We start from the raw sequence: 23248 nt of genomic DNA, 5'->3' as shown, positions 1-23248 counted from the left end.
TCACCGGACGGCGGCCCCGCCGGGCGGTCGCCCCGCCGGCCGGTCGCTTCACCCGAGGGCCTGCCGCGGAGTGCTCGCGCGGGCCCGCTACCGGGGTGACCAGCCGACGTCGCGGCTCAGCTCCAGGGCGAGCACCTGGTCCACCCGGACGAAGGTCTCGAACACGGCGCCCGTCGGGAGTTCCGGACGGGTGCTCAGTTCGTCCAGCAGCCGCAGGGCCGGCGCGGGGTCCAGGTCGTCCGCGAAGCCGTCGAAGGCGCGCTGCACGGCGTCGGCGAACGGCGGCCTGGAGACCGTCCGGGCCGCCTCGGTGACCACCCGGCGCCAGCGCTGCAAAGTGGCCTGGGCCTCGGCGAGCGACTCGGCGGTGAGTTCGACGGGCGCGTGGTGGGGCGTGCCGAACAGGGCGAGGCGGACAGCCAGGGGTTCGGGGCCGGCCGGGGACAGGGCGGCCAGCGGACTCGGCAAGCCGGACGTGTCCGGGGGGAAGGGCGCCGTCACCGGCCCGACCTCGATGCACGGCGGTGGCTCGCCGGCCTCCGGGGCGTGCTCCGGGGCGGCCGGTGGCGCGGCCGGCCCCGCTCGGTGGGCCCGTACCTCCAGGTCGGCCGCGCCGCTCTCGTCGTCGGCCGGCGGGTGGATGCCCAGCAGGCCCGCGTCCCGCTGGAGCAGCTTGACCTCCTGCGGGTCGGTGGCCGGGTGGCCGAGGGAGGTCGTGACCTGGAGGTGGCGGATCTCGCCCGTGCGCAGCAGCAGGTCGGTGACCAGCAGGGCGCGCAGGTCGGAGAGGTCGAACGGGCGGCCGGGCCCGCCGACCAGCGTGCGGACCCGGAGCAGTCCGGCGCGGCGGGGGCGGATCTCGGTGCCGCGGCCGGTACGGGCGTCGGTGATGCGCAAGGGTTCCTCCCGGGCCGGCCGGGTGAGAAGGGGTGGTGGCCTGCGGTACGACGGCCGGCCGGTCCATTCTCCGCCCGGCGGGGGCGGCCGGTCCGGTAGGCGCTGACTTCGGGCGCGTTCCCCGGCGCCCGCCCGTACCTGCCCGCTGTCCGTGCCCGCCCGCTGTCCGTGCCTGCCCGCTGTCCGTGCCCGCCCGGCGCCCGTACCGGCCCGCCGTCCGTACCGCGAGCGGGCCCGTCGCCCCGGTGGGCGCCGGGCCCGGCGGCTCAGCGGGTGACCTGCCAGGACAGCGAGTCGGTCAGCGAGTCGCGCAGCTCGGGGTCGAGCACGTCCGGGGTCGGGTCGGTCGCCACCGCGGTGAGGCGGTGCCGCAGGCCCTTGGGTCCGGCGAGGCCCAGGGAGGCGACCTGGACGGTGGTGCGGCCGCTCAGCGAGCGGACCTCCCGGCCGTCGACGAACCAGCGCAGCCGGGTGGCGGGGGTGGCCAGGCCGACCGTGACCTGGTCGGTGCGGCCGAGGACGGCGTCGGCGGGGGTGGCACTGGCCAGTACCGAGGCGTACCGGTAGAAGCCGCCGATCATGGCCTCGCGGCCGGGCAGGTTGAACTCCCGCCCCAGCGACCGCATGATCGAGTTCTCGGTCGGCCGGTACAGCCCGAGCGGGTGGTAGCCGCCGCCCTCGTAGGTGCCGACGGCGCCGCCGTCCGGCGAGGTGCGGCCCAGCCAGCGGTACCACTTGCTGTGGGTGCGCCGCAGCTGGGACGCCGTCAGCTCGGTGAGGTTGGCCTCCGGGGGTTCGTCGCCCTGGTAGGCGCCGCCGTCCTCGTAGGAGTACTCGTCCGCGAGCTTGCCGAGCGAGTGGCCGGTCTCGTGCACCGCGATCTGACCGGACTTGGCGTTGCCACCGGCCACCGTGGCTATGCCCGAGTACCCGAGCGGCGACACCACGTCGTTGTAGCCCGCGCCGCCGTACTTGGCGCTGTTGGCCACGACGACGACGAGGTCGGCCTGCGGCGCCTTGGCCGCGTACCGCTCGACGGCGTCGGTGTCCACGCACAGCAGGCGCTCCACCTCCTCGCACCAGAACCAGGAGCCGAGGGCGGTGCTGCGGACGGTGGCCCGGTCGGGGTCGCCCGAGACGCCCGACTCGGCCGAGACGGCGTCCACGGCCCAGACGTTGAACAGCGCGCGGTACGTCGCGTACGGCTCGACCGCGGTGATCTCCTGCCACTTGGCGGCCGCGTCGGCGCGGAACCTGTCCTGCTCGGCGGCGGTGTAGCCGTCGCCGACGATCACGACGTCGAGCTTGGCGTCGGTGCCGCCGTTCTGCACGATCGCGGTCACGGCGCCGTCCTCGGCGGCGGCGCCCCCGGGTGCGCCCAGGCCCCGTGTTCGGGGGTCGGGCCGGCCGGCCGCGAACGGGGAGGCGGCCGGCACCCGGGCGCGGCCGATGCTGCCGTCCTCGCCGAAGACCTCGACCTGGTGGGCGGGTCCGGATGCCGGCGGGGCGTCAGCGGTGGTGGTGCCGGTGGTGGACGGGACCGCACCGGCGGGGGCGGCCGCGGCGCCCGGCGCGCCGGCCGGACCGAGGACCGCCAGGGCGGTCAGGCCGGCCAAGGCCATGGCGGTGAAAGGGGCTCTGCGCACTGGAGCTACCTCCTGGCTGGGTGTTAACTTGACGCTTAATCAGACTTAAGCGCGGAGTTAATGTAGGGCACCCCTACGCGTCGGGCAACGGTGCGGGGAAGAATGCGAGCGAACGACGAAGGAGGCGGCCATGACCCAGCGGACCGGGACGGACGGTGCCGGAGCGGCCGCGGCCGCGGCGGAGGAGCAGGCCCCGGCGGACCGGCGGGATGCGGCCGCCATCGGGGCCCGGGTCCTCCGGTTGCGTCGAGAACGGGGGCTCACCCAGCGGAAACTGGCCGAACCCGCGTACACCGCCGCCTACGTCTCCACCCTGGAGGCGGGCCGGGTCAAGCCGTCCGAGCCGGCGCTGCGGCACCTCGCCGAACGGCTCGGCGTCACCTACGACGAACTCGCCACCGGCCGCCCCGCCCACCTGGCCACCGACCTGCGCCTCGCCCTCACCGAGGCGCACGGCGCCCTCGCGGCCGGCGACACCGCCGACGCGGCCGAACGCTTCACCGACTGCCTGGACCGCGCCCGCCGGCACGGCCTGACGGCCGTCCAGCCCGCCGCCCTGCTCGGCCTGGGGGAGTGCGCCCTGGAGAGCGGGCACCTCGACCGGGCCCGCGCGCACTTCGAGGAGGCCGAGCGGCTGCAGGCCGGCGAACCGCTGCCGCGACGGGCGGCCGCCGTCCGCGGCCGGGCCGTGGTCCACCTGCTCGCCGGTGAACTCCGCTACGCCTGCTACCTGCTGGAAACGGCGATCGACCGGCTCAACGAGAGCGGCCTGCACGACCCGGACGCCCTGCTGCTGCTCTACTCGGCCGCCATCGGGCCCTACATGGACATGGGCGCGCACGCCCGCGCCGCCCAGGCCGCCGAACTGGCCCTCGCCCTGGCGCCCGGCGCCACGGACCCCGCACTGGTCGCCGGGATGCACCGCAGTGTCGCCCGGACCCTGATCGCCGAGGGCCGCACCGCCGAGGCCGACGCCTCGCTGGCCAAGGCCCAGGAGCTCTACCAGGGGCTGCGGCTCAGCGCCGACCTCGCCAAGTGCCACTGGATGCGCGGATACGTCCACGCGCAGGCCGGCGAGCTGGACCGGGCCGAGAGCGAACTGCGCACCGCCCGGGCGATGCTGGCCTCCCGCAAGGCAGCCCTCTTCACCGACCAGGTCGAGGTCGAGCTGGCGGACGTGCTCCGCCGCCGGGGCCGTACCGCCGAGGCCGCCGAGCTGCTCGGCAGCCTGCTGGGCCGGATCGGCCCGGAGCGCGGCGCCGTGCACGCCGCCGGCGCGCACCGCCTGCTCGGGCTGATCGCCGAGGACCGCGGCGACGCCGAGGCCGCCGAGGAGCACTACGTCAACGCGCTGTCGCTGCTGGAGCGCGCCGGAGCCGCCGGCGACCTGGCCGACCTCTGCCGGCTGCTGGGCGACCTGCTGCGCCGTACCGGCCGGGTCGAGGCGGCGCTGGACGTCTACCGGACCGGCCTCGGGCACCGCGCGGCCCCCGGCACCACCACGCTCGGGCCCGCGCCCGCGGCCCCTCCCCTCGGGGCCGGCGGTTCCCGGGCGGCCGGGCGCCCGTAGCACTCCGTGACGGCGTCCCGGCCCCCGGTGACCGGCGGCCGCCCGAACGCCGCGGACGCCGGTGCCCGGGCGTAGTCCGGAGGGTCCGCCACCGGGCCCGGCGGCGTGCCGCACCCGCCGGTGCCGTACTCGTCCTCGTCGTACCGCCCGATGCCGCACGCCAGGCGCTGCCCGCCAAAAGCCTCGCACGAGCAAGGCTCGTGCGAGAGCAAGGATCGCAGATACGAGGCCGCCCGCGGACGGCCGCCGCTGGTCGATCCTCCAGCCGGGCGGTGGATCACTGGTGCTCGACACCACTCGTCCCTGCCGCCGGGCGTTGCTTCAATCGCCGTAACGGGCTGCGACGGAGCTGCTGAGGACGGTGGGACAACGTGGATCTGAACACGGTGCTGGAGGTGCGCGACGCCCGCGGCGGCGGCGCGTGGCGACCCGGTGACGCCTGGCTGGGCGGCGGCACCTACCTGTTCTCCGAGCCGCAGCCGCACCTGCGCCGGCTGATCGACCTCAGTCGCACCGGCTGGGAGCCGCTGCAGATCACCCCCGAGGGGGACCTGGAGATCGCCGCGACCTGCACCATCGCCCAGCTGTCGCGGTTCGCCCGCAACGCGTCCTGGACCGCGCGGCCGCTGTTCGAACAGTGCTGCCGGGCCTTCCTGGCCTCCTGGAAGATCTGGAACATGGCCACCTTCGGCGGGAACCTGTGCAACTCGCTGCCCGCCGGCCCGATGATCTCGCTGGCCGCCGGGCTGGACGGCGTCGCCCTGCTGCGCGCCCAGACCGGGGCGCTGCGCCGGGTGCCGGTCGCCGACTTCGTCGTGGGCGCCGGGCGCAACGTGCTGAAACCGGGCGAGCTGCTGCGCTCGGTCACCCTGCCGGCCCGCGCGTTGGCCTGCCGGACGGCGTTCCGGCAGGCCTCGCTGTACGGACTGGGCCGTTCGGCCGCGCTGCTGATCGGCACCCTCGACCGTCCCCCGGCCTTCGGCCGGGAGGTGCCCCCACGCGGCACCTTCACGCTCACCGTCACCGCCTCCAGCGTGCGGCCGGTGCAGCTGCGGTTCCCGCTGGCGCCCAACGCCGAGGCGGTGCGCGAGGCCGTCGAGTACGCGATCCGCCCCGACGAGTACTTCGACGACATCCACGGGCTGCCCGCCTGGCGTCGGCACATGACCTTCCGGTTCGCCGAGGAGATCCGCCGCGAACTGACCGAGTGCGAGAACAGGGAAGAGGCCGGACGATGAGCTTCTCGATCCGTGTCAACAACCAGCCGTTCGAGGAGGAGCCGCGCCCGGGCCAGTGCCTGCGCACCTATCTGCGCGACCGCGGCTGGTTCGGCGTCAAGAAGGGTTGCGACGCCGGCGACTGCGGCGCCTGCACGGTGCAGGTCGACGGCCGGCCGGTGCACAGCTGCATCTTCCCGGCGGTCCGCGCCGAGGGCCGCGCGGTGACCACCGTCGAGGGCCTGGCCAGGGAGGGCGGCGAACTGCACCCGATGCAGCAGCGGTTCCTGGACGCCCAGGGCTTCCAGTGCGGCTTCTGCACGGCCGGCTTCCTGATGACCACCTCGGCCCTGGACGAGGAGCAGCTCACCGACCTGCCGCGGTCGCTCAAGGGCAATCTGTGCCGCTGCACCGGCTACCGGGCGATCGAGGACGCCGTCCGGGGCGTCAAGCACGCCGAGGAGCCGTGCGCCGGCCAGGCGGTCGGCCGCAGCCTCGGCGCGCCGGCCGGCCCGCAGGTGGTCACCGGCACCGCCCGCTACACCTTCGACGTCGAGGTGGAGGGCCTGCTGCACATGAAGCTGCTGCGCTCCCCGCACCCGCACGCCCGGATCCGCTCGATCGACACCACGGCCGCGCTGCGGGTGCCCGGCGTGCACGCCGTCCTCACCCACCACGACGCCCCCGACAAGCTCTACTCCTCCGCCCGCCACGAGCACCCCACCGAGGACCCGGACGACACCCGCGTGCTGGACGACGTGGTCCGGTTCGCCGGGCAGCGGGTCGCGGCCGTGGTCGCCGACACCGAAGGCGCCGCCGAGGAGGGCTGCCGCCGGATCGTCGTCGACTACGAGGTGCTCCCGTTCGTCATCGACCCGGAGGAGGCGATGCTCCCGGGCGCGCCGGTGATCCACCCGAAGGGCCCCCAATCCCGGATCCACCGGGCCCAGGACAACGTCTGCGGCGAGGTGCACGGCGAGACGGGCAGCGTCGAGCAGGGCTTCGCCGAGGCCGACGTGGTCTACGAGGAGACCTTCCGGACGCAGCGGGTGCAGCATGCCAGCCTGGAGACCCACGGGTGCGTGGTCCGGTTCGAGAAGGGCCCCGGCAACGGAGGCGGCGAGGACGGCGGCGAGCCGGCCGAGGAGCGGATCGTGGTCCGCTCCAGCACCCAGGTGCCGTTCCTGACCCGGCGCGCCCTCTGCGACCTGTACGACCTGCCGATGGAGAAGGTCAGGGTGGTCGCCGGCCGGGTCGGCGGCGGCTTCGGCGGCAAGCAGGAGATGCTCACCGAGGACATCGCGGTGCTCGCCGCGATGAAGCTGCACCGCCCGGTGAAGCTGGAGTTCACCCGCCCCGAGCAGTTCTACGGCGCCACCACCCGGCACCCGTTCAAGGTCACGGTGAAGCTCGGCGCCAGGAGCGACGGCACCCTGACGGCGATCCAGTTCCGGGTGGTCGCCAACACCGGGGCGTACGGCAACCACGGCCCCGCGGTGATGTTCCACAGCGTGGGCGAGTCGATGGGCGTCTACCGGGCGCCCAACAAGAAGGTCAACGCGTACTCCGTGTACACCAACGGCGTGCCCGCCGGCGCCTTCCGCGGGTACGGCCTGGGCCAGGTCACCTTCGCCCTGGAGTCGGCGATGGACGAACTCGCCCGGCGGCTGGGGATCGACCCGCTGGTGCTGCGCGAGAAGAACGTCATCGGCCCCGGCGAGCACATGGAGGGCCCGCTCGGCGAGGAGGAGGACCTGCACATCGCCAGCTACGGCCTCGACCAGTGCCTCCAGGTCGTCCGGGACGCGCTCGCCGACGACACCAGTGCCGAACTCGCCCCCGAGGGGTGGCTGGTGGGTCAGGGCTTCGCGATGTCGGCGATCGCCTGCGGCCCGCCCGGCGGCCACATCGCCGATGCCACGGTGAAGCTGCTGGAGGACGGCACCTACGACATCGCGGTGGGCACCGCGGAGTTCGGCAACGGCACCACCACCGTGCACAAGCAGATCACCGCGGGCGCGCTCGGCACCACCGTGGACCGGATCCGCATCCGGCAGTCCGACACCGACGTGGTCAAGCACGACACCGGCGCGTTCGGCTCGGCCGGCACGGTGGTGGCGGGCAAGGCGGTGATGAAGGCCGCCAACGCCCTCGCCGAGCAACTCCTCTCCTTCACGAGCGAGTACGCCCGCACCCCGCGCAGCCTGCTGCGGCTCACCGCCGACTCGGTGCAGTGCGAAGGGCGACCGGTGTCGCTGAAGGAGATCTTCGAGGCCGCGCGCGTCAAGGGCGTCGAACTGAAGGCGGACGGGTACTTCGGCGGCTCGCCCCGCTCCATCGCCTTCAACTCCCAGTGGTTCCGGATCGCGGTCGACCCGGACACCGGCGAGATCAGGATCCTGCGCAGCGTGCACGGCGCCGACGCGGGCAAGGTGATGAACCCGATGCAGTGCCGAGGCCAGGTCGAAGGCGGCGTCGCGCAGGCGCTCGGCGCGACCCTCTTCGAGCAGGTCCTGGTGGACGAGGACGGCCGGGTCACCACCGCCGCCTTCCGCCGCTACCGCCTGCCGGCCTTCGCCGACGTGCCGCGAACCGAGGTGCACTTCAGCGAGACCTCCGACGCCATCGGCCCGCTGGGCGCCAAGTCGATGAGCGAGAGCCCGTTCAACCCCGTCCCGCCGGCCTTCGCCAACGCCCTGCGGGACGCCACCGGCATCCGCTTCACCGACGCGCCGTTCCTGCGCGACAAGGTCTGGCTGGCCATGGAGGAGGCCCGGACGGGCCGCCCGGTGGCGAGGGGCTGACCCCGGCCGGGGACCGGAACGCCGCCACCCGACTCCTGCGCTCCGTCCCGGTGGGGGCCCTTGGTCACCCGATCGACCGATGCCTGCCTGCCGTGCCTCGCCCGGGGTTCACCGGCCGGGGTAGGCGGAGGGGGACGACCGGGAGGGCCGCCATGACGAACGAACGGGTACGGGACGGATCCGGGGACGGGCCGGCGATCGACCGCCGGGCCCTGCTCCGGGCGGGTGCGCTGGCCGGCGCGGTCACCCTGGCCGCGGGAGTGAACGCCGGCGGGGCCGCGGCGGAGCCGGGCGGTGCCCCGCCGGTGGGCGAGGGGCCGCCCGGCGGCGAATCGACCGTCGTGCTGACCGGCCGGCTGGAGACCGGCGCCCCGGACTTCGTGTACCTGCCCCTCGACGTCCCGGCCCGGGTGCGGGAGATCGCCGTCGCGTACTCCTACGACCGGCCGCCCGTCCCGGCCGGGACGCCCGGGAACTCCTGCGACATCGGGATCTTCGACGAGCGCGGCACCGGACTCGGCGGCCAGGGGTTCCGGGGGTGGTCCGGCGGGTTCCGGACGTCCTTCGCGATCAGCCGCACCGAGGCCACCCCCGGCTACCTGCCGGGCCCGGTGCGGCCGGGGCGCTGGCACGTCGTGCTCGGCCCGTACCAGGTGGCGCCGCAGGGGCTGGAGTACCGGGTCGAGGTGACCCTGCGGTTCGGCGAGCCGGGGCCGGAGTTCAAGCCGGCCTATCCGCCGGAGCGGGCCCGCGGCCGCGGCCGCGCCTGGTACCGGGGTGACTGCCACCTGCACACGGTGCACTCCGACGGACGGCGGCAGCCCGCCGAGGTGGCGGCCGCCGCGCGCGCGGCCGGGCTGGACTTCATCGTCTCGACGGACCACAACACGCCCTCCGCGCACGGCAGCTGGGGGCCGCTGGCCGGCCCCGACCTGTTGGTGATCACGGGCGAGGAGGTCACCACCCGCAACGGGCACTGGCTGGCGCTGGGCCTGCCGGCCGGCCGCTTCGTGGACTGGCGCTACCGGGCCCGCGACGAGGCCTTCCCGCGGCTCGCCCGGCAGGTCAGGCGGGACGGCGGCCTGGTGGTGCCGGCGCACCCGTACTGCCCGTACGTGGGCTGCCAGTGGAAGTTCGGCTACCAGGACGCGGACGCCGTCGAAGTCTGGAACGGCCCGTGGACGTACGACGACGAGTCGGCCGTCGACAGCTGGGACTCCGCGCTGGCCGAGGCCCTGCGGCAGGGCCGGCCGTGGCTGCCGGCCGTCGGCAACAGCGACGCGCACAGCGCGCCGCAGGTCGTCGGCTCCCCGCACAACGTGGTGCTGGCGCAGGATCTGACCCGGGACGACGTGCTCGACGGGATCCGGGCCGGCCGCAGCTGGATCGCCGAATCCGCCGCCGTCCGCCTGGAGTTCACCGCGACCGGGGCCGGCCGGCAGGCGGGCGTCGGGGAGCGGCTCGCGGTGCCGGCGGACGTACCGGTGGACGTTCGCCTCACGGTGTCGGGGGTGCCGGGCGGAACGGTGCGATTCCTCACCGACGAGGGGCAGTTGCACCAGGAGTCGCTGCCGGCCGACGGCTCGGGCACGGTCGTCTGGCGCACCACGGCCTCGCTGGCCGGGTACGTCCGCGCGGAGGTCCGGCACCCCAGGGCCGACGGCACGCCCGGGCGGGGCAACAGCATGGGCCCCGAACTGCCCTGGGGCCCGATGGCGGCGCTCACCAACCCGGTCTTCCTCGGGGCCCCGCCGCGGGACGGTTGAGCCGCCGGCCGGGCCACCCGTCCCGCGTCCGGGGGCGGGCCGCGGCGGGTCGGGCCGGGCCGGCGCCGGGTCAGCGCCGCCGGGCGACCGTCACCCCGTCGCGGACCGGCAGCATCACCGCGTCCACCCGCTCGTCGGCCGCGATCAGCTCGTTCAGCCGGCGCATCGCCACGTGGTGCGGCTCCTGGTACGCGGGATCCAGCACCCGGCCGCCGAGGAATACGTTGTCGAGCACCACCAGCCCGCCGGGACGCAGCCGGCGCACGATCTCCTCGTAGTACGCCGGGTGGTTCTCCTTGTCGGCGTCGACGAACGCGATGTCGACGACCGGATCGGGGCCGAGCGAGCGCAGCGTGTCAAGCGCGGGGGCGATCCGCAGGTCGATCCGGTCGGCGACGCCCGCACGCTCCCAGTACGGCCGGCCGACGGCGGCCCACTCCTCGCTGACGTCGCAGGCGAGCAGCCGGCCGCCGTCGGCCAGGCCGCGGGCGATGCAGAGGGCCGAGTAGCCGGTGAAGACCCCGACCTCGACCGCGAAGCGGGCGCCGGTCAGCCGGGTCAGCATGGCGAGCAGCGCGCCCTCGTCGGGGGAGACCTGCTCCTTGAAGTCTCCGAGGCAAGTGGCGAGAATCGCCGCCACTTCATGAAGGGGATTCCGGGACCGGCCCTGACTGGTTGTCAAAAGCATTCGGATTCGTGGACACTTCCGTCCATGGCAGACGACCGGCCCGCGGACCGCACACCCGCCGAGGAGAGCGGCGCCGACCCGGACACGCGGCTCCACGACGAGCACGGCCACCTCGTGCTGCGCTCACCCGAACAGTTCAAGGCCCTCGGACACCCGCTGCGGCACCGCGTGGTCAACCTGCTGCGCCATCGCCCCGCGACCCTGCGCCAGCTCGCCGAGGCGCTGGGCATGAGCAAGGGCACCATCGGCCACCACGTCCGCGTGCTGCGCGAGGCCGGCCTGCTCCGGCTGGCCGAGACCCGCCACGTGCGCGGCGGCACCGAGCAGTACTTCGCGCTGGTCGGCCGGGGCTTCAGGCTGCACCGGGACGCGGAGGTCGGCGCGGAGTTCCTGGTGAACGCCGCGCTCGGCGAGATGCTGCCGGGCGGCCCCGGCCAGGCCTCGCACACCGTGCTGCGCCACCTCTGGCTCACCGACGCCGAGGCGCACGCGCTGGAGGCCCGGCTGCGCGCGACGGCCGACGAGCCGCACCCCTCGGAGCCGGGGCGGGGTGAGGCGTACGGGCTGCTGGTCAGTCTGTTCCGCGCCGACGTGCCCAGCCTGCCGCCGGACGACGGGCGCTGAGCGCCGGGCCTGCGGTCGGCGCCGCGGCGGACCGCGGGCCCGGCGTCGGGTCCCCGCCCGACAGAACAAGAGAATGGCCTAGACCACTGGCCCTGTGGGTGACGCTGCCCTATCGTTCGAGGTGATCGGAAGCCACCCGCCCGGCGGTCCGTCGAACGGCCGTCTCACCGGCACCGCACGGCCGTTGGCGCACCCCGGGCCCGGCCGCCGCCGGGCACCCTTGCCCCGAAGTGGAGCCCCGCACCATGAGCGCCTGGCCGCAGCTGCGTGAGTCCCGTACCGTCCGCGCCGGCCGGGCACCGGGCACGGTGGTGCGCTGCGGGCTGGTGGACACCATGCTGGCCGACCTCTCGGTCTCGGTGGTGTACTTCTTCGAACGGCCGCTGGACGAGGACCACCTCACCACCGGGCTGGCCCACGCCCTGGAGCGGCTGCCGGTGTTCGGCGGCCGGCTGCGGACGGTCGACGGCCGCCTGGAGATCGTCTGCGACGACTCCGGTGTACCGGTGGACAGTTACGACCTGGACGAGACGCTCGCCGAGGCGATGGGCCGGGTCACCATGCCCACCGCGCGGCTGGTGGACCCGGTCGAGGCCTCGGCCGGCCGGGCCGGCGGCCTGCCGCTGTTCACCGTCCGGATCAGCCGTCTGGCGGGCGGGGGCACCGCGCTGGGCTGCTCCTGGCACCACGCGGTCGGCGACGTGCAGACCTTCATGCTGCTGATGCGGACCTGGTCCGCGGCGGTCGAGGGCGCGGAACTCCCGCCGGCCGAACTCGTCCAGGACCAGGACGCCTTCCTCGACGAGGTGCTGCCGGCCGAGGACTGCGGACGCCCGGGATTCCGCCTGCCCGGCCCGGAGGAGGCCGAGCTGCTGGGCCGGGAGGTGGCCGGCGCGCTGCGGGCCAACCGGACCGTCCAGGTGTACTTCGGCCAGGCCGAGGTGGACCGGATGCGTCAGGAGCTCAGTGCGCAGGCCGGCCGCAGGCTCTCCTCCGGCGACGTGCTCTGTGCCCATATGGTCTCCTCGGTACGGGAGTTGGACGCCGACGCGGAGGTCAGGTGGTTGACCGTGCCGGTCAACGTCCGGCGTCCGCTGGGGCTGTCCGCCGGCCTGGTGGGCAACCTGCTGAGCGAGATCCACCTGCCCTGGGCACCGAAGGAGGGCAAGGTCGCGCTCGCGGAGGCGCTCCGGGCGGCGGTGGAGGAGTTCACCGCCGAGCACCTCAACCTGCGCTCCAACCTCCGGTTCCTGGAGTCGATCGGACGTGCGCGGTTCGCCGACTGCGTGCCGCTCGGGTTCGACCCGGAGCGGCGCAGGTTCACCTTCTCCAACTGGAGCCGGTTCGGCGCGTACGAGGTCGGGTTCGGCGGACAGCGCCCGGTGTTCTTCAGCCCGGCGGCCAACCTCCCGCTGCCCTGGGTGTCCTGGATGGTGGAGGGCTTCGAGGGCAGCGGGTACCTCTTCACCGTCGTGCTGCCCGCCAAGCTGGCCGGGCGCCTGCGCGGGGCGGAGGGCCGGACCGTGCTGCACCGGTTCCGCGATCCGGCCGACGTGCTACCCGCGGCAGCCGCATCCGTTCCCAAGGTGCTCTGAGAGGGTCGACCCCCGGTTTCCGCCGGAACCGCAGCACGCTCACCGGAACGCGCACTCCGGGAGGGCGGAGAATCGGAAGGGCGGAGGGGCACCGGTCGATCCTGCCGACGGCGAACGACCTGCGGATCCAGGCCGAGCCCGCCCGATCACCGTGCCCCTCCGCCCGAGGACTCCGAGGTCCTCGACAGGTCGGTCCCCGACCACGGGACCGGGTCGCTAACCTGCGTAGGTCTCGAACTCGGCGACCTTTGGCGTTCCGGTCGAGCTGGTGATCTCGAAGGTGATCTTGCTCAGCGAGGTGCGGGGGACGGCGATGGCTCCCGCACCGCTGCCGGACGTCAGGACGGCGCCGGTGTCACCGTTGAGGACCCGCCAGGATCCGATGCTGCCCGCCGAGCCGGCCGCCTCCCGGATGTTGATGCTTGCCACGGCGATGGCGGAGGACCACTTGACCGAGACGGACCCGGTGGAGCCGGCCGGTGACCAGAAGGTGCTCAGGTTGCCGTCCTTCACGTTGCCGTAGCTCGTCCCGGCGGCCTTGTCGGAGCCGTCGGCACCGGCGCCGATGCTGAGGTTCGTCCCGCCGGGCCGGGTCGGGGTGGAGGTCGGCGTGGTGGGGGTGGCGGTGGGGGTGGAGCTGGGGGTGGTCGGGCTCGGTGACGGTGTCTGCGGCGTGCAGGTGCCGTTCGACACCTGCAGTCCCTTGCCGGCCCCTGCCGTCCGGGTCACGACGTCCGGCACGCAGGAGGCCGGATCGAGGCTGAAGGAGTAGGGGATGCCGACGGTGGTGGTGGACTTCACGTCGGGCCCGGCGGGGTTGGTGTCGGTGCCGGGGCTGGACCAGGTCACGTTGTCGAAGATGTTGCCGGCGACCTGCCAGTAGCCGGCCGCGCTGGTGTAGAAGGTGCCCAGGACGTCCTTGGAGTCCTTGAAGTAGTTGTTGTCCACCCTGGCGTGGGCCCCGGCCCGGGAGTTGATCCCGGACTCGTTGAGCTTCACGTAGTAGTTGTTGTAGATGTGGGCGGTGCCGCCGCGCAGCAGGGGCGCGCGGGAGTCGATGTTCTCGTACAGGTTGTGGTGGAAGGTGATGAAGCTGTTCGAGAGCTCGGTCTCGCTGGACCCGATGAGGCCCCCGCGGCCGGAGTTGCGCAGGGTGCTGTAGGACAGCGTCACGTACTGGGTGTTGTCCTTCATGTCGAAGAGCCCGTCGAACCCTGCCGACTCCCCGCCCGAAGCCTCCAGGCTGGCGTGGTCGACCCAGACGTTGCGCACGTCGGTCTCCATGCCGATGGCGTCACCACCGTTGGAGGTCGGCGAGCCCGACTTCTTGACGTTCCTGACGGTCACGTTCTGGATGATGATGTTGCTGGACTGGCGGATGTGGATGCCCAGTTGGTCGAAAACGGCGCCGCTGCCGACGCCGACGATCGTGACGTTGCTGATCTGCTTGAGCTCGATGACGCCCGCGGCCGTGTTGCAGGAGGCGCCCGACACCTTGTCGGTGTTCGCGTGGTTGATGGTGCCCTCGACCTCGATGACGATCGGGGTGCTGGCACTGGCCCGGCCGCACAGAGCCGCGTGGATCGCGGTCCCGGTGGTGGCACGTACGGTCTGTCCGCCCGCGCCGCCGGTGGTCCCACCGTTCTGGGACGCGTAGCCGGTGGCGCTGCCGGTCGCCGCGGCCGATGCCGAGGGCATCGCCACCAGGACACCGGTCGTGGCCACCAGGGCCGTTGTGGCGAGTGCCGCGCTGAGCCGCAGGGCGACTGGTCGTCTCATGTCCGTCTCCCGATCCGTTGTCCAACTTCGAGTGTTGGTGCTGCGTACGTGCGACGGCCCTGCCGACGGACCGCCGGACCACGGACCCGTCGCAGGGCAGGCCGGCGTGGGTCCAGTTCTGAGTGCGCTCCCCGGTGCCACCGGTCCGGCGTTCCCGCCGGGGCCCGGCCGCGCGAGGCCGAAGGTCACCGTCGCCGTCACCGCCGCCGTTCGCCGCCGACGGCGACGGCGACAGCGACGGTGACGGCGACGGAGGGTGCACCGCGTCGTCGGCACGACGTGCATCCTTCGTCCCGTAGCGGGTCGACAACCTGCCTGAGGACCCCGCAACGGCATCGGCCCGTGCGGAGGTCGCGGTCGATGCCATGGCGGCCGCATCAACCGGAAGGTGGGTTGCGAACGGGAAGTGTTTCTGTCCGCGAGCGTAGGTGCGGGTCTGACGGGCTGACAAGGTTCCGGTCACATATGGAATTTGAGCTGTGTCGGCTCCGACGACGGAGCTGTCCGGCCGAAGTGGCAATGAAGGACAACTTCTCCTGCAGCAAGGCGTGTTGGCAGAAGAAGCTTCTGTCAGACGGAGGTCTTACGAAAAGTCGGCCATGATGGTCCGGCTGAAAAAGTTCATGATGAAGAGCTTTGTTCGAGGATGTGAACAGCTTGGGCCCTTTGTCGCATCCGTGACGGGTTTGTGCGGCTCGACGGGGGCGAACCGTGCGGGTGTCACGCGGGGTGGTCCCGGCGCGGTCGGGGGAATGCCGGAAAAGCCCGACGGGACCGGCTGCCCGGGGTGGGCGGCCGGCCCCGTCGGGGCCGTGCGAAAGGGTGTCGGGTCAGCCCGCGAAGGCCGCCTCGATCGCCGTCCAGAGCTGCACCCGGGCCCGCAGCGCGGTGCGGACGGTCTCGGCGCAGGCCTCCCACTTGGCGGTGTCGTCGCCGCAGAGGTCGATCAGCATCTGCATCGCCATCGGTGTGTGCTGCTCGCCGTCCACCTCGATGTGGCGGGCCAGGTAGTCCTTGAAGGTGGTCAGGACGCCGTCGGTGTCGTCGATCTTGATGACCTGGGCGAACATGTCCGGGATGAGGTCCTCCCGGCCGAACGCGAAGGCGGCCGCCCGGCAGTGCACGGGCGCGTTCTCGATGATGTCCCAGGTGGTGCTGGTGAAGTCCACGGCGGCCTGCGGAACCCCGGCCGCCCGCAGTGCCTCGGGCACGGCGGTGCCGGAGCGCAGCAGCTCCAGGAAGGTCTCGACCGGTGCCGGGTCGGCGCCGGCCTGCCGCATGCCGTCGACGTACAGCTCGAAGTGGCTGATGAAGCCCTCGCCGAGTTCGTCGCTCTCCTCCACGAGCACGATCTCGTTGATCAGGCGGCGGCTGGCGGTCGGGCCGGACGGCACCCACGGCACATCCACGCTGGTCAGTTCGCGCTGCAGGCTCTTCAGCAGCGACATGAAGTCCCAGACGGCGAAGACGTGGCGGTCCAGGAAGACCCGGACGCGGTCGAGGCTGTCGAGCCCGCTGTAGACGGTGTGCTCGACGACCTCGCGGCGCAGCGGCTCGATGGCCTGCTGCAGACCGGACAGGCCGGGGTGCGAACGGTCCCAGTGGTAGCGGTTGTTGGACATCTGAGGGCTCCTCGGGGCAGGCCTGGCTTCGGTGCAGGCGGGCGTGGGGGGTATGTCCGGTGCGGTGTGGAGCGCCGATTCTGGCAGGATCGGTAAGTCAGCGCCACGGATTCTTCACAACTGACCTGACCGCGTGCAGGAGTTGATCCCGGCCGGGCTGCAGGGCGCGGTCGAGCCCCAGGGCGAAGGGCAGCACGGCTCCGTCCGGCCGGGTGATCCGGCGCGGCGGTGCGATCAGACGCATCTCCTCGGCGGCGGTGGCCAGGATCTCGGCGCCGATGCCGCAGCTGCGGTTGGAGTCGTCGATCACCACCAGCCGGCCGGTGCGCTCCAGCGAGGCGGCGAGCGCCGCCCAGTCGAAGGGGTGCAGGGTGCGCGGGTCGAGGACCTCGACCGAGATCTCGCCGGCGAGCTCCTCGGCCACCGCGAGCGCCTCGTGCACCAGATGGCCCACGGCGACGACCGTGACATCGGTGCCCGTGCGGTGCACCCGGGCCGATCCCAGCGGGACGGGCGCCAGCTCCCAGGTGACGTTCTCGCGGACGCCGAGGAGGGCGGCCGGCGCGAAGACCACCACCGGGTCCGGGTCCCGGACCGCCGACAGCAGCAGGCCGTAGGCGTCGGTGGGGGTGGCCGGGACGACGGTCTTCACCCCGGCGTGCGCGAACAGGCTGTACGGGTGGTCCGAGTGCTGGCCGGCCCAGCCGTCCCGGGATCCGGAGCCGGGCACCAGGCAGGTCAGCGGGACACCGGTCTGGCCGCCCGTCATCAGGGAGAACTTATGGGCCTGGTTGACGAGTTGCTCGAAGACCAGGAAGAGCAGCGCGGGGATCTGGAACTCGATCACCGGCCGCCGACCGGCCAGGGCGGCGCCGACCGCCATGCCGGTGAAGGCCTGTTCGGACAGCGGGGTGTCCACCACCCGGCCGGGCCCGAAGCGGTCCAGCAGGCCGAGGGTCGGTCCGGCCAGGCCGGCGCCGATGTCCTCGCCGAGCACGAAGACCGCCGGGTCCTCGGCGAGGGCGTCGCCCAGCGCCCGGTTGAGCGCCTTGGTGTACGACAGCTTGCTCATGCCACCGCCCCCGCCCGGGGCCTAAGCCCGTCGGCGTACAGGTGGTCGCAGGCGCCGGCGGGGTCGGGGTGGCCGGAGGCGAGCGCGAACCGTTCGGCCTCGGCCAGCTCCGCCTCCACCTCGGTGTCGATCGCCGCGCGCCGGCCGCCGTCCAGGGCGGCGGCCGCCCGCTCCAGCGGGTCCCGGGCGCGCCACTGCTCGATCTCCTCGGGGGAGCGGTAGCGCAGCTTCATCCGGCGCTCCATGGTGTGGTGTCCCTCGAAGCGGTAGGTCCGGCACTCCAGGAAGGCCGGGCCCCCGCCCTCCCGGGCCCGGCGCACGGCCAGCGCGGTCGCCTCCCGGACGGCCTCGGTGTCCATGCCGTCCACCTCGACGGCCGGGATCCCGAAGCCGGCGGCCCGGCCGGTGCCGCTGCCGGCCACCGCCGTGGCGGCCGGCAGGGTGGTGGCGTAGCCGTTGTTCTCGCAGACGAACAGGACGGGCAGCTGCCACATGGCGGCCAGGTTGAGGGACTCCAGCAGGACGCCCTGGTTGAGCGCGCCGTCGCCGAAGAAGCTGACCGCGACCCGGTCCTCCCCGGCCTGCCGGGCGGCCCAGGCGGCGCCGACCGCGATCGGCGCGCCGGCGCCGACGATGCCGTTGGCGCCGAGGATGCCGAGCGAGAGGTCGGCGGCGTGCATGGATCCGCCCCGGCCCTGGTTCAACCCGTCGACCCGTCCGCACAGTTCGGCGAGCAGCCGGCCCGGGTCGGCGCCCTTGGCCAGCACGTGGCCGTGGCCCCGGTGGGTGCTGGTGATCCGGTCCTGCGGGCGCAGCGCGGCGCAGACGCCGACCGCGACCGCCTCCTGCCCGATGTACGGGTGGATGCCGCCGGTGATGGCCCCGGACTTCACCAGGCCGAGCGCCAGCTGCTCGAAGCCGCGGATCAGCCGCAGCATCCGATAGCGGCCCTCCAGGCTTTCCAGAGAGCCGAGTTGACGATCCGTCACAGTGCGCCCCGCCAGATCGGCGGGCAGATGTCCGGGTCGGCGTAATCGGGCCGGCCGTCGGGGGTGCGGCGGACCACCACGTCGTGGTTGTAGACCACCGGGCTGCCGTCCGGCCGGGTGTGCCCGCGGTACTCGTTGGCGCCGTCCTGGAGGTGCAGCGAGACGGCCCGGCGCGGGTCGGCGGCGAGGTTGGGGCCGCTGCCGTGGTACGTGCGGCAGTGGTGGAAGCTGACGTGACCGCGCGGGATCAGCATCGGGACCTTCCGCACCTGCTGTCCGTTGAACCGGGCGTTCTCGGCCAGCAGTTCCTCCAGCTCGGACCGGTCGCGCTGGGCGAAGTGCCGGCTGGAGTCCTCGCCGGAGTCGAGTTCGCGCCAGCGGTGGCTGCCGTCGACCATGGTGATGGTGCCGTTCTCCACCCCGCAGTCGTGGAAGGGGATGAAGGCGGTGAGCATCCGCTCCGAGGTGCTGGTCTGCCAGTAGTGCCGGTCGAAGTGCCAGGGCACCTGGTTGCTGGGCTCCTCGGGCACCGGCGGCTTGTAGATCAGGGTGGCCTGGAAGATCCGGATCTCCTCGGCCCGGGCGAGCAGCGCGGCGACGGCCCCGAGCAGCGGCTTGCGCAGGATCGCGCCGATCGCGTCGCTCTCGTGGTGCACGTAGTCGTTGTGGCGCTGGACGGGCCCGTGCGAGGGCTCCCAGGCGGCGAGGTTGGGCGGCCGCACCGCCAGGGTACGGTCGCGGTGGCCCTCGTAGTACTTCTCGGTGGCCGCCTGGAGGGTGTCCAGCTCCTCGTCGGTGAACAGCCGGCGGGAGAGGTACCAGCCGTGCTCCAGGTAGCCGGCCACCTCCTCGGGGGTGGGCAGCAGGGCGCGCTCGGCGTCGGTGAGCCGGAAGGTTGCGGGCGGGGTCGTCGTCACGTGCGGGCTCGTCATGGGCCGGGCCTCCTCGTTCGGTCGGTGCGTGCTCGGGCGGTGCTGGTGCGGGTGTCCGGCGGTGGTGCCCGTGGTGGGCCGGACGGGCGCCGTCAGACGGAGGCGGTGGCGTTCTGCCGTTCGACGGCCTCGTAGAGGGCCTTGATGTTGGCGGTGCCGAAGGTTCCGGCGCCCTGCCGCTCGATCAGTTCCAGGAAGAAGGTCCGCCGGGAGTGCACCGAGCGGACGAAGATCTGGAACAGCTGGCCGCCGTGGTCCTGGTCCACCAGGACGTCGAGCTCGCGCAGGGTCGCTACCGGGATCGCGGTCTCGCCGAGGCGGGCGGTCAGGCCGTCGTAGTAGGCGGCGGGGGTGCTGAGGAAGTCGACGCCGCGCTCCCGGCAGGTCCGGACGGCGGCGGCGATGTCCCGGGTGCGGAAGGCCAGGTGCTGGACGCCCGCGCCGTCGTGGGCCTCCAGGAAGGTGTCGATCTGCCCGGGCCGGCGGGTGGTGTCGGGCTCGATCAGGGTGAAGGTGACGGCGCCGGAGCCGCTCTGCACGACGCTTGAGTCCATCCCCTGCTCGCCGACCGAGATGTACTCGCCGAAGATCCGGTGGAAGCCCAGCGCGGCCTCGCAGAACTGCACCGCGGGGGCCAGTTCGCCGGCCGGGACGCAGATCGCGACGTGGTCGAGCTCCTCCAGCAGGTGCTCGGACGAGGCGGCCGCGGCCTCGGCCGGGCTGTCGGCGACGAACCGCAGGGCGACGTCGCCGAAGCCGGCGACCAGCCCGCCCGCGCGGTCCAGCACGACCGCGCCGTGCCGCTCGGCGCGCTCCAGGGCGGCCTGCGGGTCGGTGCAGCCGAGCGCGATCACGGCGACGCCGTCCCCGTGCCGGGCCACGAACCGCGCGACCGGGTGGTCCGCCCCGGTGGCCGAGCTGAGCCGCAGCCGGATCGCGCCCTGGTGCAGGTGGACGGTGTGCAGGCCGGGCTGCGGGGCCGGCTGGTGGGCGTCGGGCGTGAAGCCGAAGCCCGCGCCGAGGTCGGCCGCGGACTGCGTGGCGTCGGCGCAATGGAACTCGACATGGGTGATGGCCTGGATGGACAACGGATCTCCCCGGACTGATGGTCTGACTGGTGGACCGCTACTTCGCGGCGCAGGTGGACGGCGGGCCGAAGACGAGGCTGATGTTGTGGCCGCCGAAGGCGAAGGCGTTGCTCAGAGCGGCCCGCAGCGGGACGGCTCTGGCCCGGCCGCGCACGTGGTCGAGGTCGCAGCCGGGGTCGGGGCTGTCCAGATTCGCGGTCGGCGGCAGCAGGCCCCTGGCGACGGCCAGCGCGGTGACCGCCGCCTCGACGGCTCCGGCGGCGCCGAGCAGATGGCCGGTCGACCCCTTGGTGGAGCTGACGGCGGGCTGGTCCTCGCCGAAGACGGTGCGCAGGGCGGCCGATTCGGCGAGGTCGCCCAGCTTGGTGCCCGTCCCGTGGGCGTTCACGTAGCCGATGTCGGCGGGCCTCAGGCCCGCGTTGGCCAGCGCCGAGCGCATGGAGTCGGCCGCGCCCTCGCCGTCGGGGCGGGGCATGGTCGGGTGGTGCGCGTCGGTGGAGGCGCCCCAGCCGATCAGGTCGGCGTAGCCCGCCGCACCCCGGGCGTCGGCGTGGGCGGTGCGTTCCAGCACCAGGACGGCGCTGCCCTCGCCCAGCACGAAGCCGTTCCGGTCCCCGTCGAAGGGCCGGCTGGAGCGCTCCGGGTCCTCCCAACCATGGGCGAGAGCACGGGCGTTGGTGAAAGCTGCGGCGATCGTCGGGTGCAACGAGGACTCGCTGCCGCCGCACACCACCACGTCGGCGTCACCGGCGCGGATCAGCCGCAGGCCCTCCGCGACGGCCTGGGCGCCCGCCGCGCAGGCCGTCACGACCGCCGAACTGTAGCCCCGCACCCCGTGCTTGATGGCGATCCGGGCGGCCGCCATGTTGGACAGCATGCCGGGCAGCAGGTACGGGCTGACGCCGGGCCGCCCGCGGTCCAGCCGCTTGTGCGACTGCTGCTCGAAGGTCTCCAGGCCGCCGCCGCCGGTCGCCAGCACCACCGCCACCCGGCGCGGGTCGGCGTCGCGCCCGACCACCAGGCCCGCGTCGGCGAGGGCGTCGTCGGCCGCGGCGAGGGCCAGCAGCACGAAGCGGTCCACGCAGCGGGTCTCGGTCGGCGGCAGCACCTCGCGGCCTTCGACCGCGGGGGCGAGCCCGGCCGCCTCCAGCCAGCCGTGCGCCGCGTGGCCCTCCGGCAGGGCCCGCAGGCCGGATCGGCCGGCGGCCAGCGCCTCGAAGACCTCGGCGGGCTTGCGGCCGACCGGAGTGACCAGGCCGATGCCGGTGACCACGGCGCCGGGCCGGGCCTGCCCGGCGGGCGCGGTGGCTTCGGGTCCCGGAGTCCCGGGCCCGGCGGTCACCGGGCGGCCACCGAGTCGAGGTACTGCTGGCGGAGCAGCACCTTGCGGACCTTGCCGGTCGGCCCGAGCGGGATCCGGTCGCCGTCGACCACCAGGACCTGGCGGACGGTGGCGGCGCTGTGCTCGTCGAGCGCGGCCGTCACCTCCTTGGTGCGGTCGGTCGCGGGGTCGGCGCCGGCGGCGAGCTGCAGCAGGACGTCGGTGACCACCCGCTCGCCGTCCTTGACAGCGACCACCGTGCAGTCCACCACCTCGGGGCAGGCGGCCAGCACCCGCTCCTCCGACATGGCGGTGAACAGCCGCTTTCCGTCGCCGAGTTCGACCGAGTCGACGGCCCGGTCGACGTGGTACCAGTAGCCCTCCTCGTCCCGGTACATCAGGTCGCCGGTGAGGAAGTAGCCGCGGACCCGGGTCCGGAAGGTGGTCGCCGAGTCGTTCCAGTAACCGAGCGCAAGGGTGGGCGAGTTCGTGCCCAACTCGCCCACCTCGCCCGGGCCGAGGGGCTCGCCGTCGGGGCCGAGCACCGCGCAGTCGACGAAGGCGTGCGGGCGTCCCACGCAGCGGCCGTAGCGCTCGGTGCCGGGGCCGTGGGTGATGAAGAAGTGCGAGTGGCCCATCTCGGTGGAGCCGAGCCCGTCCACGAACAGTGAGCCGGGGGCGCGGCCGCGGCCCTCCCGGGTGACGGTCTCCCGCGAACCGGTCGCGATCAGCCGCCTGATGTGCACCTCGTGGGCGCAGTCCCCGGTGTTCCACCACAGGGCGACCGAGTCCAGCTCGCGCCCGGCGAGGTCGTGGTGGGCCAGTTCGGACCAGGTGGCGGCGAAGCCGATCACGCCGCGCGGCCGCCAGCTCTCGATGGCGTCCAGCACGCCCGCGCCGGCCTGCCGGGAGAGCAGGGCGATCTCGGCCTGGGTGCTCAGTGCGAGGTTCACGGCGATCAGGGTGGCGGCGTGCGGCGCCGGCAGCGCGCTGAGCATCCGGTCGGAGCCCTGCGGGCGGGGCAGCGAGAGGCGGTGTCGGATCGCGGCGTACAGGCCGGCGTGCGAGTGCACGACCGCCTTGGGCATGCCGGTGGTCCCCGAGGAGTGGGTGATCGCCACCGGATCCCCCGACCAGTGGCGGTACGGCTCGGGGGCGGCGTCCGGGTCACCGGCGCCCAGCGTGCCGATCTCCGGCAGCGCCGGGGCGCCGGTCTCGTGTCCGGCCAGCGCCGCCAGGTGCTCGGCGTCGGCGAGGATGCCGGCGGCGCCGAGGCGGTTGATGTAGCGGGCGGCCCGCTCGCCGTCCAGGTTGGGGTTGAGCAGCGCGGGGATCGCGCCCAGCCGGGTCAGCGCGAGGAAGGACAGCACGTGGTCGGCGGCGTCGCCGGCGTAGACCACCACCGGGTCGCGCGGGACGACGCCGAGGGCGTGCAGCGCGGCGGCCCGGGCGCGGACCGCACGGTCCAGCTCGCGCAGGGTGAAGGGCTGCCAGGCGGCGTGCTCGTCCACCGGGGTGTCGAAGGTCAGCAGTGGCTCGTCCAGGCCCACGCCCAGGGCGATCCTGCTGGTCAGCACGTTGCCGGCGCCGACCTGCGGATCGTCCGCCAGAAGGCTGCGGATGCTGCGGATGCTCACG

Annotated in this window: 17 protein-coding genes; 6 read left to right on the top strand and 11 right to left on the bottom strand. The window is 73.8% G+C overall.

Annotated features, from left to right (window positions below; translation table 11 throughout):
• Positions 1-87: 87 nt before the first annotated feature.
• The gene (locus J2S46_RS04510) at positions 88-897 is read right to left on the bottom strand and encodes a hypothetical protein (RefSeq protein ID WP_191294000.1); all 810 of its coding nucleotides are present in this window, start codon (positions 895-897) and stop codon (positions 88-90) included.
• 266 nt (positions 898-1163) lie between these two features.
• Complete coding sequence (locus J2S46_RS04505) at positions 1164-2543, bottom strand: M64 family metallopeptidase (RefSeq protein ID WP_229913317.1); 1380 nt, start codon at positions 2541-2543, stop codon at positions 1164-1166.
• A 130-nt stretch (positions 2544-2673) separates the two neighbouring features.
• Between J2S46_RS04505 and J2S46_RS04500 the strand changes: the two genes are divergently transcribed.
• The 4 genes from J2S46_RS04500 to J2S46_RS04485 all read left to right on the top strand — a co-directional run bounded on the left by J2S46_RS04500 (position 2674) and on the right by J2S46_RS04485 (position 9900).
• Complete coding sequence (locus tag J2S46_RS04500) at positions 2674-4113, top strand: helix-turn-helix domain-containing protein (protein ID WP_191293999.1); 1440 nt, start codon at positions 2674-2676, stop codon at positions 4111-4113.
• 371 nt (positions 4114-4484) lie between these two features.
• A complete protein-coding gene (locus J2S46_RS04495) occupies positions 4485-5351 on the top strand; it encodes an FAD binding domain-containing protein (RefSeq protein ID WP_191293998.1) in 867 nt (288 codons plus the stop codon).
• Positions 5348-8134 (top strand): molybdopterin-dependent oxidoreductase, encoded by a 2787-nt coding sequence (locus J2S46_RS04490; protein WP_191293997.1) that lies wholly within the window; start codon positions 5348-5350, stop codon positions 8132-8134. Before J2S46_RS04495 ends, J2S46_RS04490 begins: the two co-directional genes overlap by 4 nt.
• Before the next feature lie 152 nt (positions 8135-8286).
• Positions 8287-9900, top strand: a complete 1614-nt coding sequence (locus tag J2S46_RS04485) for a CehA/McbA family metallohydrolase (RefSeq protein ID WP_191293996.1) — start codon at positions 8287-8289, stop codon at positions 9898-9900.
• Between the two features lie 70 nt (positions 9901-9970).
• Here the strand turns inward: J2S46_RS04485 and J2S46_RS04480 are convergent, their stop codons facing one another.
• Positions 9971-10540 carry an O-methyltransferase gene (locus tag J2S46_RS04480; protein WP_229913316.1) on the bottom strand — a complete coding sequence of 190 codons (570 nt, stop codon included), beginning with the start codon at positions 10538-10540 and terminating at the stop codon, positions 9971-9973.
• A 72-nt stretch (positions 10541-10612) separates the two neighbouring features.
• Between J2S46_RS04480 and J2S46_RS04475 the strand changes: the two genes are divergently transcribed.
• Positions 10613-11212, top strand: coding sequence for a winged helix-turn-helix domain-containing protein (locus tag J2S46_RS04475; protein ID WP_191293994.1), 600 nt, complete (start codon positions 10613-10615; stop codon positions 11210-11212).
• Between the two features lie 245 nt (positions 11213-11457).
• Complete coding sequence (locus tag J2S46_RS04470; RefSeq protein WP_191293993.1) at positions 11458-12807, top strand: acyltransferase; 1350 nt, start codon at positions 11458-11460, stop codon at positions 12805-12807.
• A 216-nt stretch (positions 12808-13023) separates the two neighbouring features.
• Here J2S46_RS04470 and J2S46_RS04465 read toward each other — a convergent pair whose 3' ends face one another.
• The 8 genes from J2S46_RS04465 to J2S46_RS04430 form a co-directional block, all read right to left on the bottom strand.
• Entirely contained in the window at positions 13024-14586 is a 1563-nt protein-coding gene (locus J2S46_RS04465) for a pectate lyase family protein (RefSeq protein WP_191293992.1), read from the bottom strand.
• An 830-nt stretch (positions 14587-15416) separates the two neighbouring features.
• A complete protein-coding gene (locus tag J2S46_RS04460) occupies positions 15417-16208 on the bottom strand; it encodes a DUF3050 domain-containing protein (RefSeq protein WP_191293991.1) in 792 nt (263 codons plus the stop codon).
• A gap of 97 nt (positions 16209-16305) precedes the next feature.
• Positions 16306-17280 (bottom strand): alpha-ketoacid dehydrogenase subunit beta, encoded by a 975-nt coding sequence (locus J2S46_RS04455; RefSeq protein WP_191293990.1) that lies wholly within the window; start codon positions 17278-17280, stop codon positions 16306-16308.
• The gene (locus J2S46_RS04450; RefSeq protein WP_229913315.1) at positions 17277-18269 is read right to left on the bottom strand and encodes a thiamine pyrophosphate-dependent dehydrogenase E1 component subunit alpha; all 993 of its coding nucleotides are present in this window, start codon (positions 18267-18269) and stop codon (positions 17277-17279) included. Before J2S46_RS04450 ends, J2S46_RS04455 begins: the two co-directional genes overlap by 4 nt.
• On the bottom strand, positions 18266-19201 hold the full coding sequence (locus J2S46_RS04445) for a phytanoyl-CoA dioxygenase family protein (protein ID WP_191293989.1): 936 nt from the start codon (positions 19199-19201) through the stop codon (positions 18266-18268). Before J2S46_RS04445 ends, J2S46_RS04450 begins: the two co-directional genes overlap by 4 nt.
• Positions 19202-19293: 92 nt before the next feature.
• The gene (hppD, locus tag J2S46_RS04440) at positions 19294-20289 is read right to left on the bottom strand and encodes a 4-hydroxyphenylpyruvate dioxygenase (RefSeq protein WP_191293988.1); all 996 of its coding nucleotides are present in this window, start codon (positions 20287-20289) and stop codon (positions 19294-19296) included.
• A gap of 37 nt (positions 20290-20326) precedes the next feature.
• Positions 20327-21631 (bottom strand): beta-ketoacyl-[acyl-carrier-protein] synthase family protein, encoded by a 1305-nt coding sequence (locus J2S46_RS04435; protein WP_191293987.1) that lies wholly within the window; start codon positions 21629-21631, stop codon positions 20327-20329.
• Positions 21628-23247, bottom strand: a complete 1620-nt coding sequence (locus tag J2S46_RS04430) for a class I adenylate-forming enzyme family protein (protein ID WP_191293986.1) — start codon at positions 23245-23247, stop codon at positions 21628-21630. Before J2S46_RS04430 ends, J2S46_RS04435 begins: the two co-directional genes overlap by 4 nt.
• Between the last annotated feature and the right edge of the window lies 1 nt (position 23248).

Source organism: Kitasatospora herbaricolor, from assembly GCF_030813695.1.
Taxonomy (GTDB): Bacteria; Actinomycetota; Actinomycetes; order Streptomycetales; family Streptomycetaceae; genus Kitasatospora; species Kitasatospora herbaricolor.
Note: the sequence above shows the minus strand (reverse complement) of the source record. Positions and strands in the feature narration are given on the sequence as shown.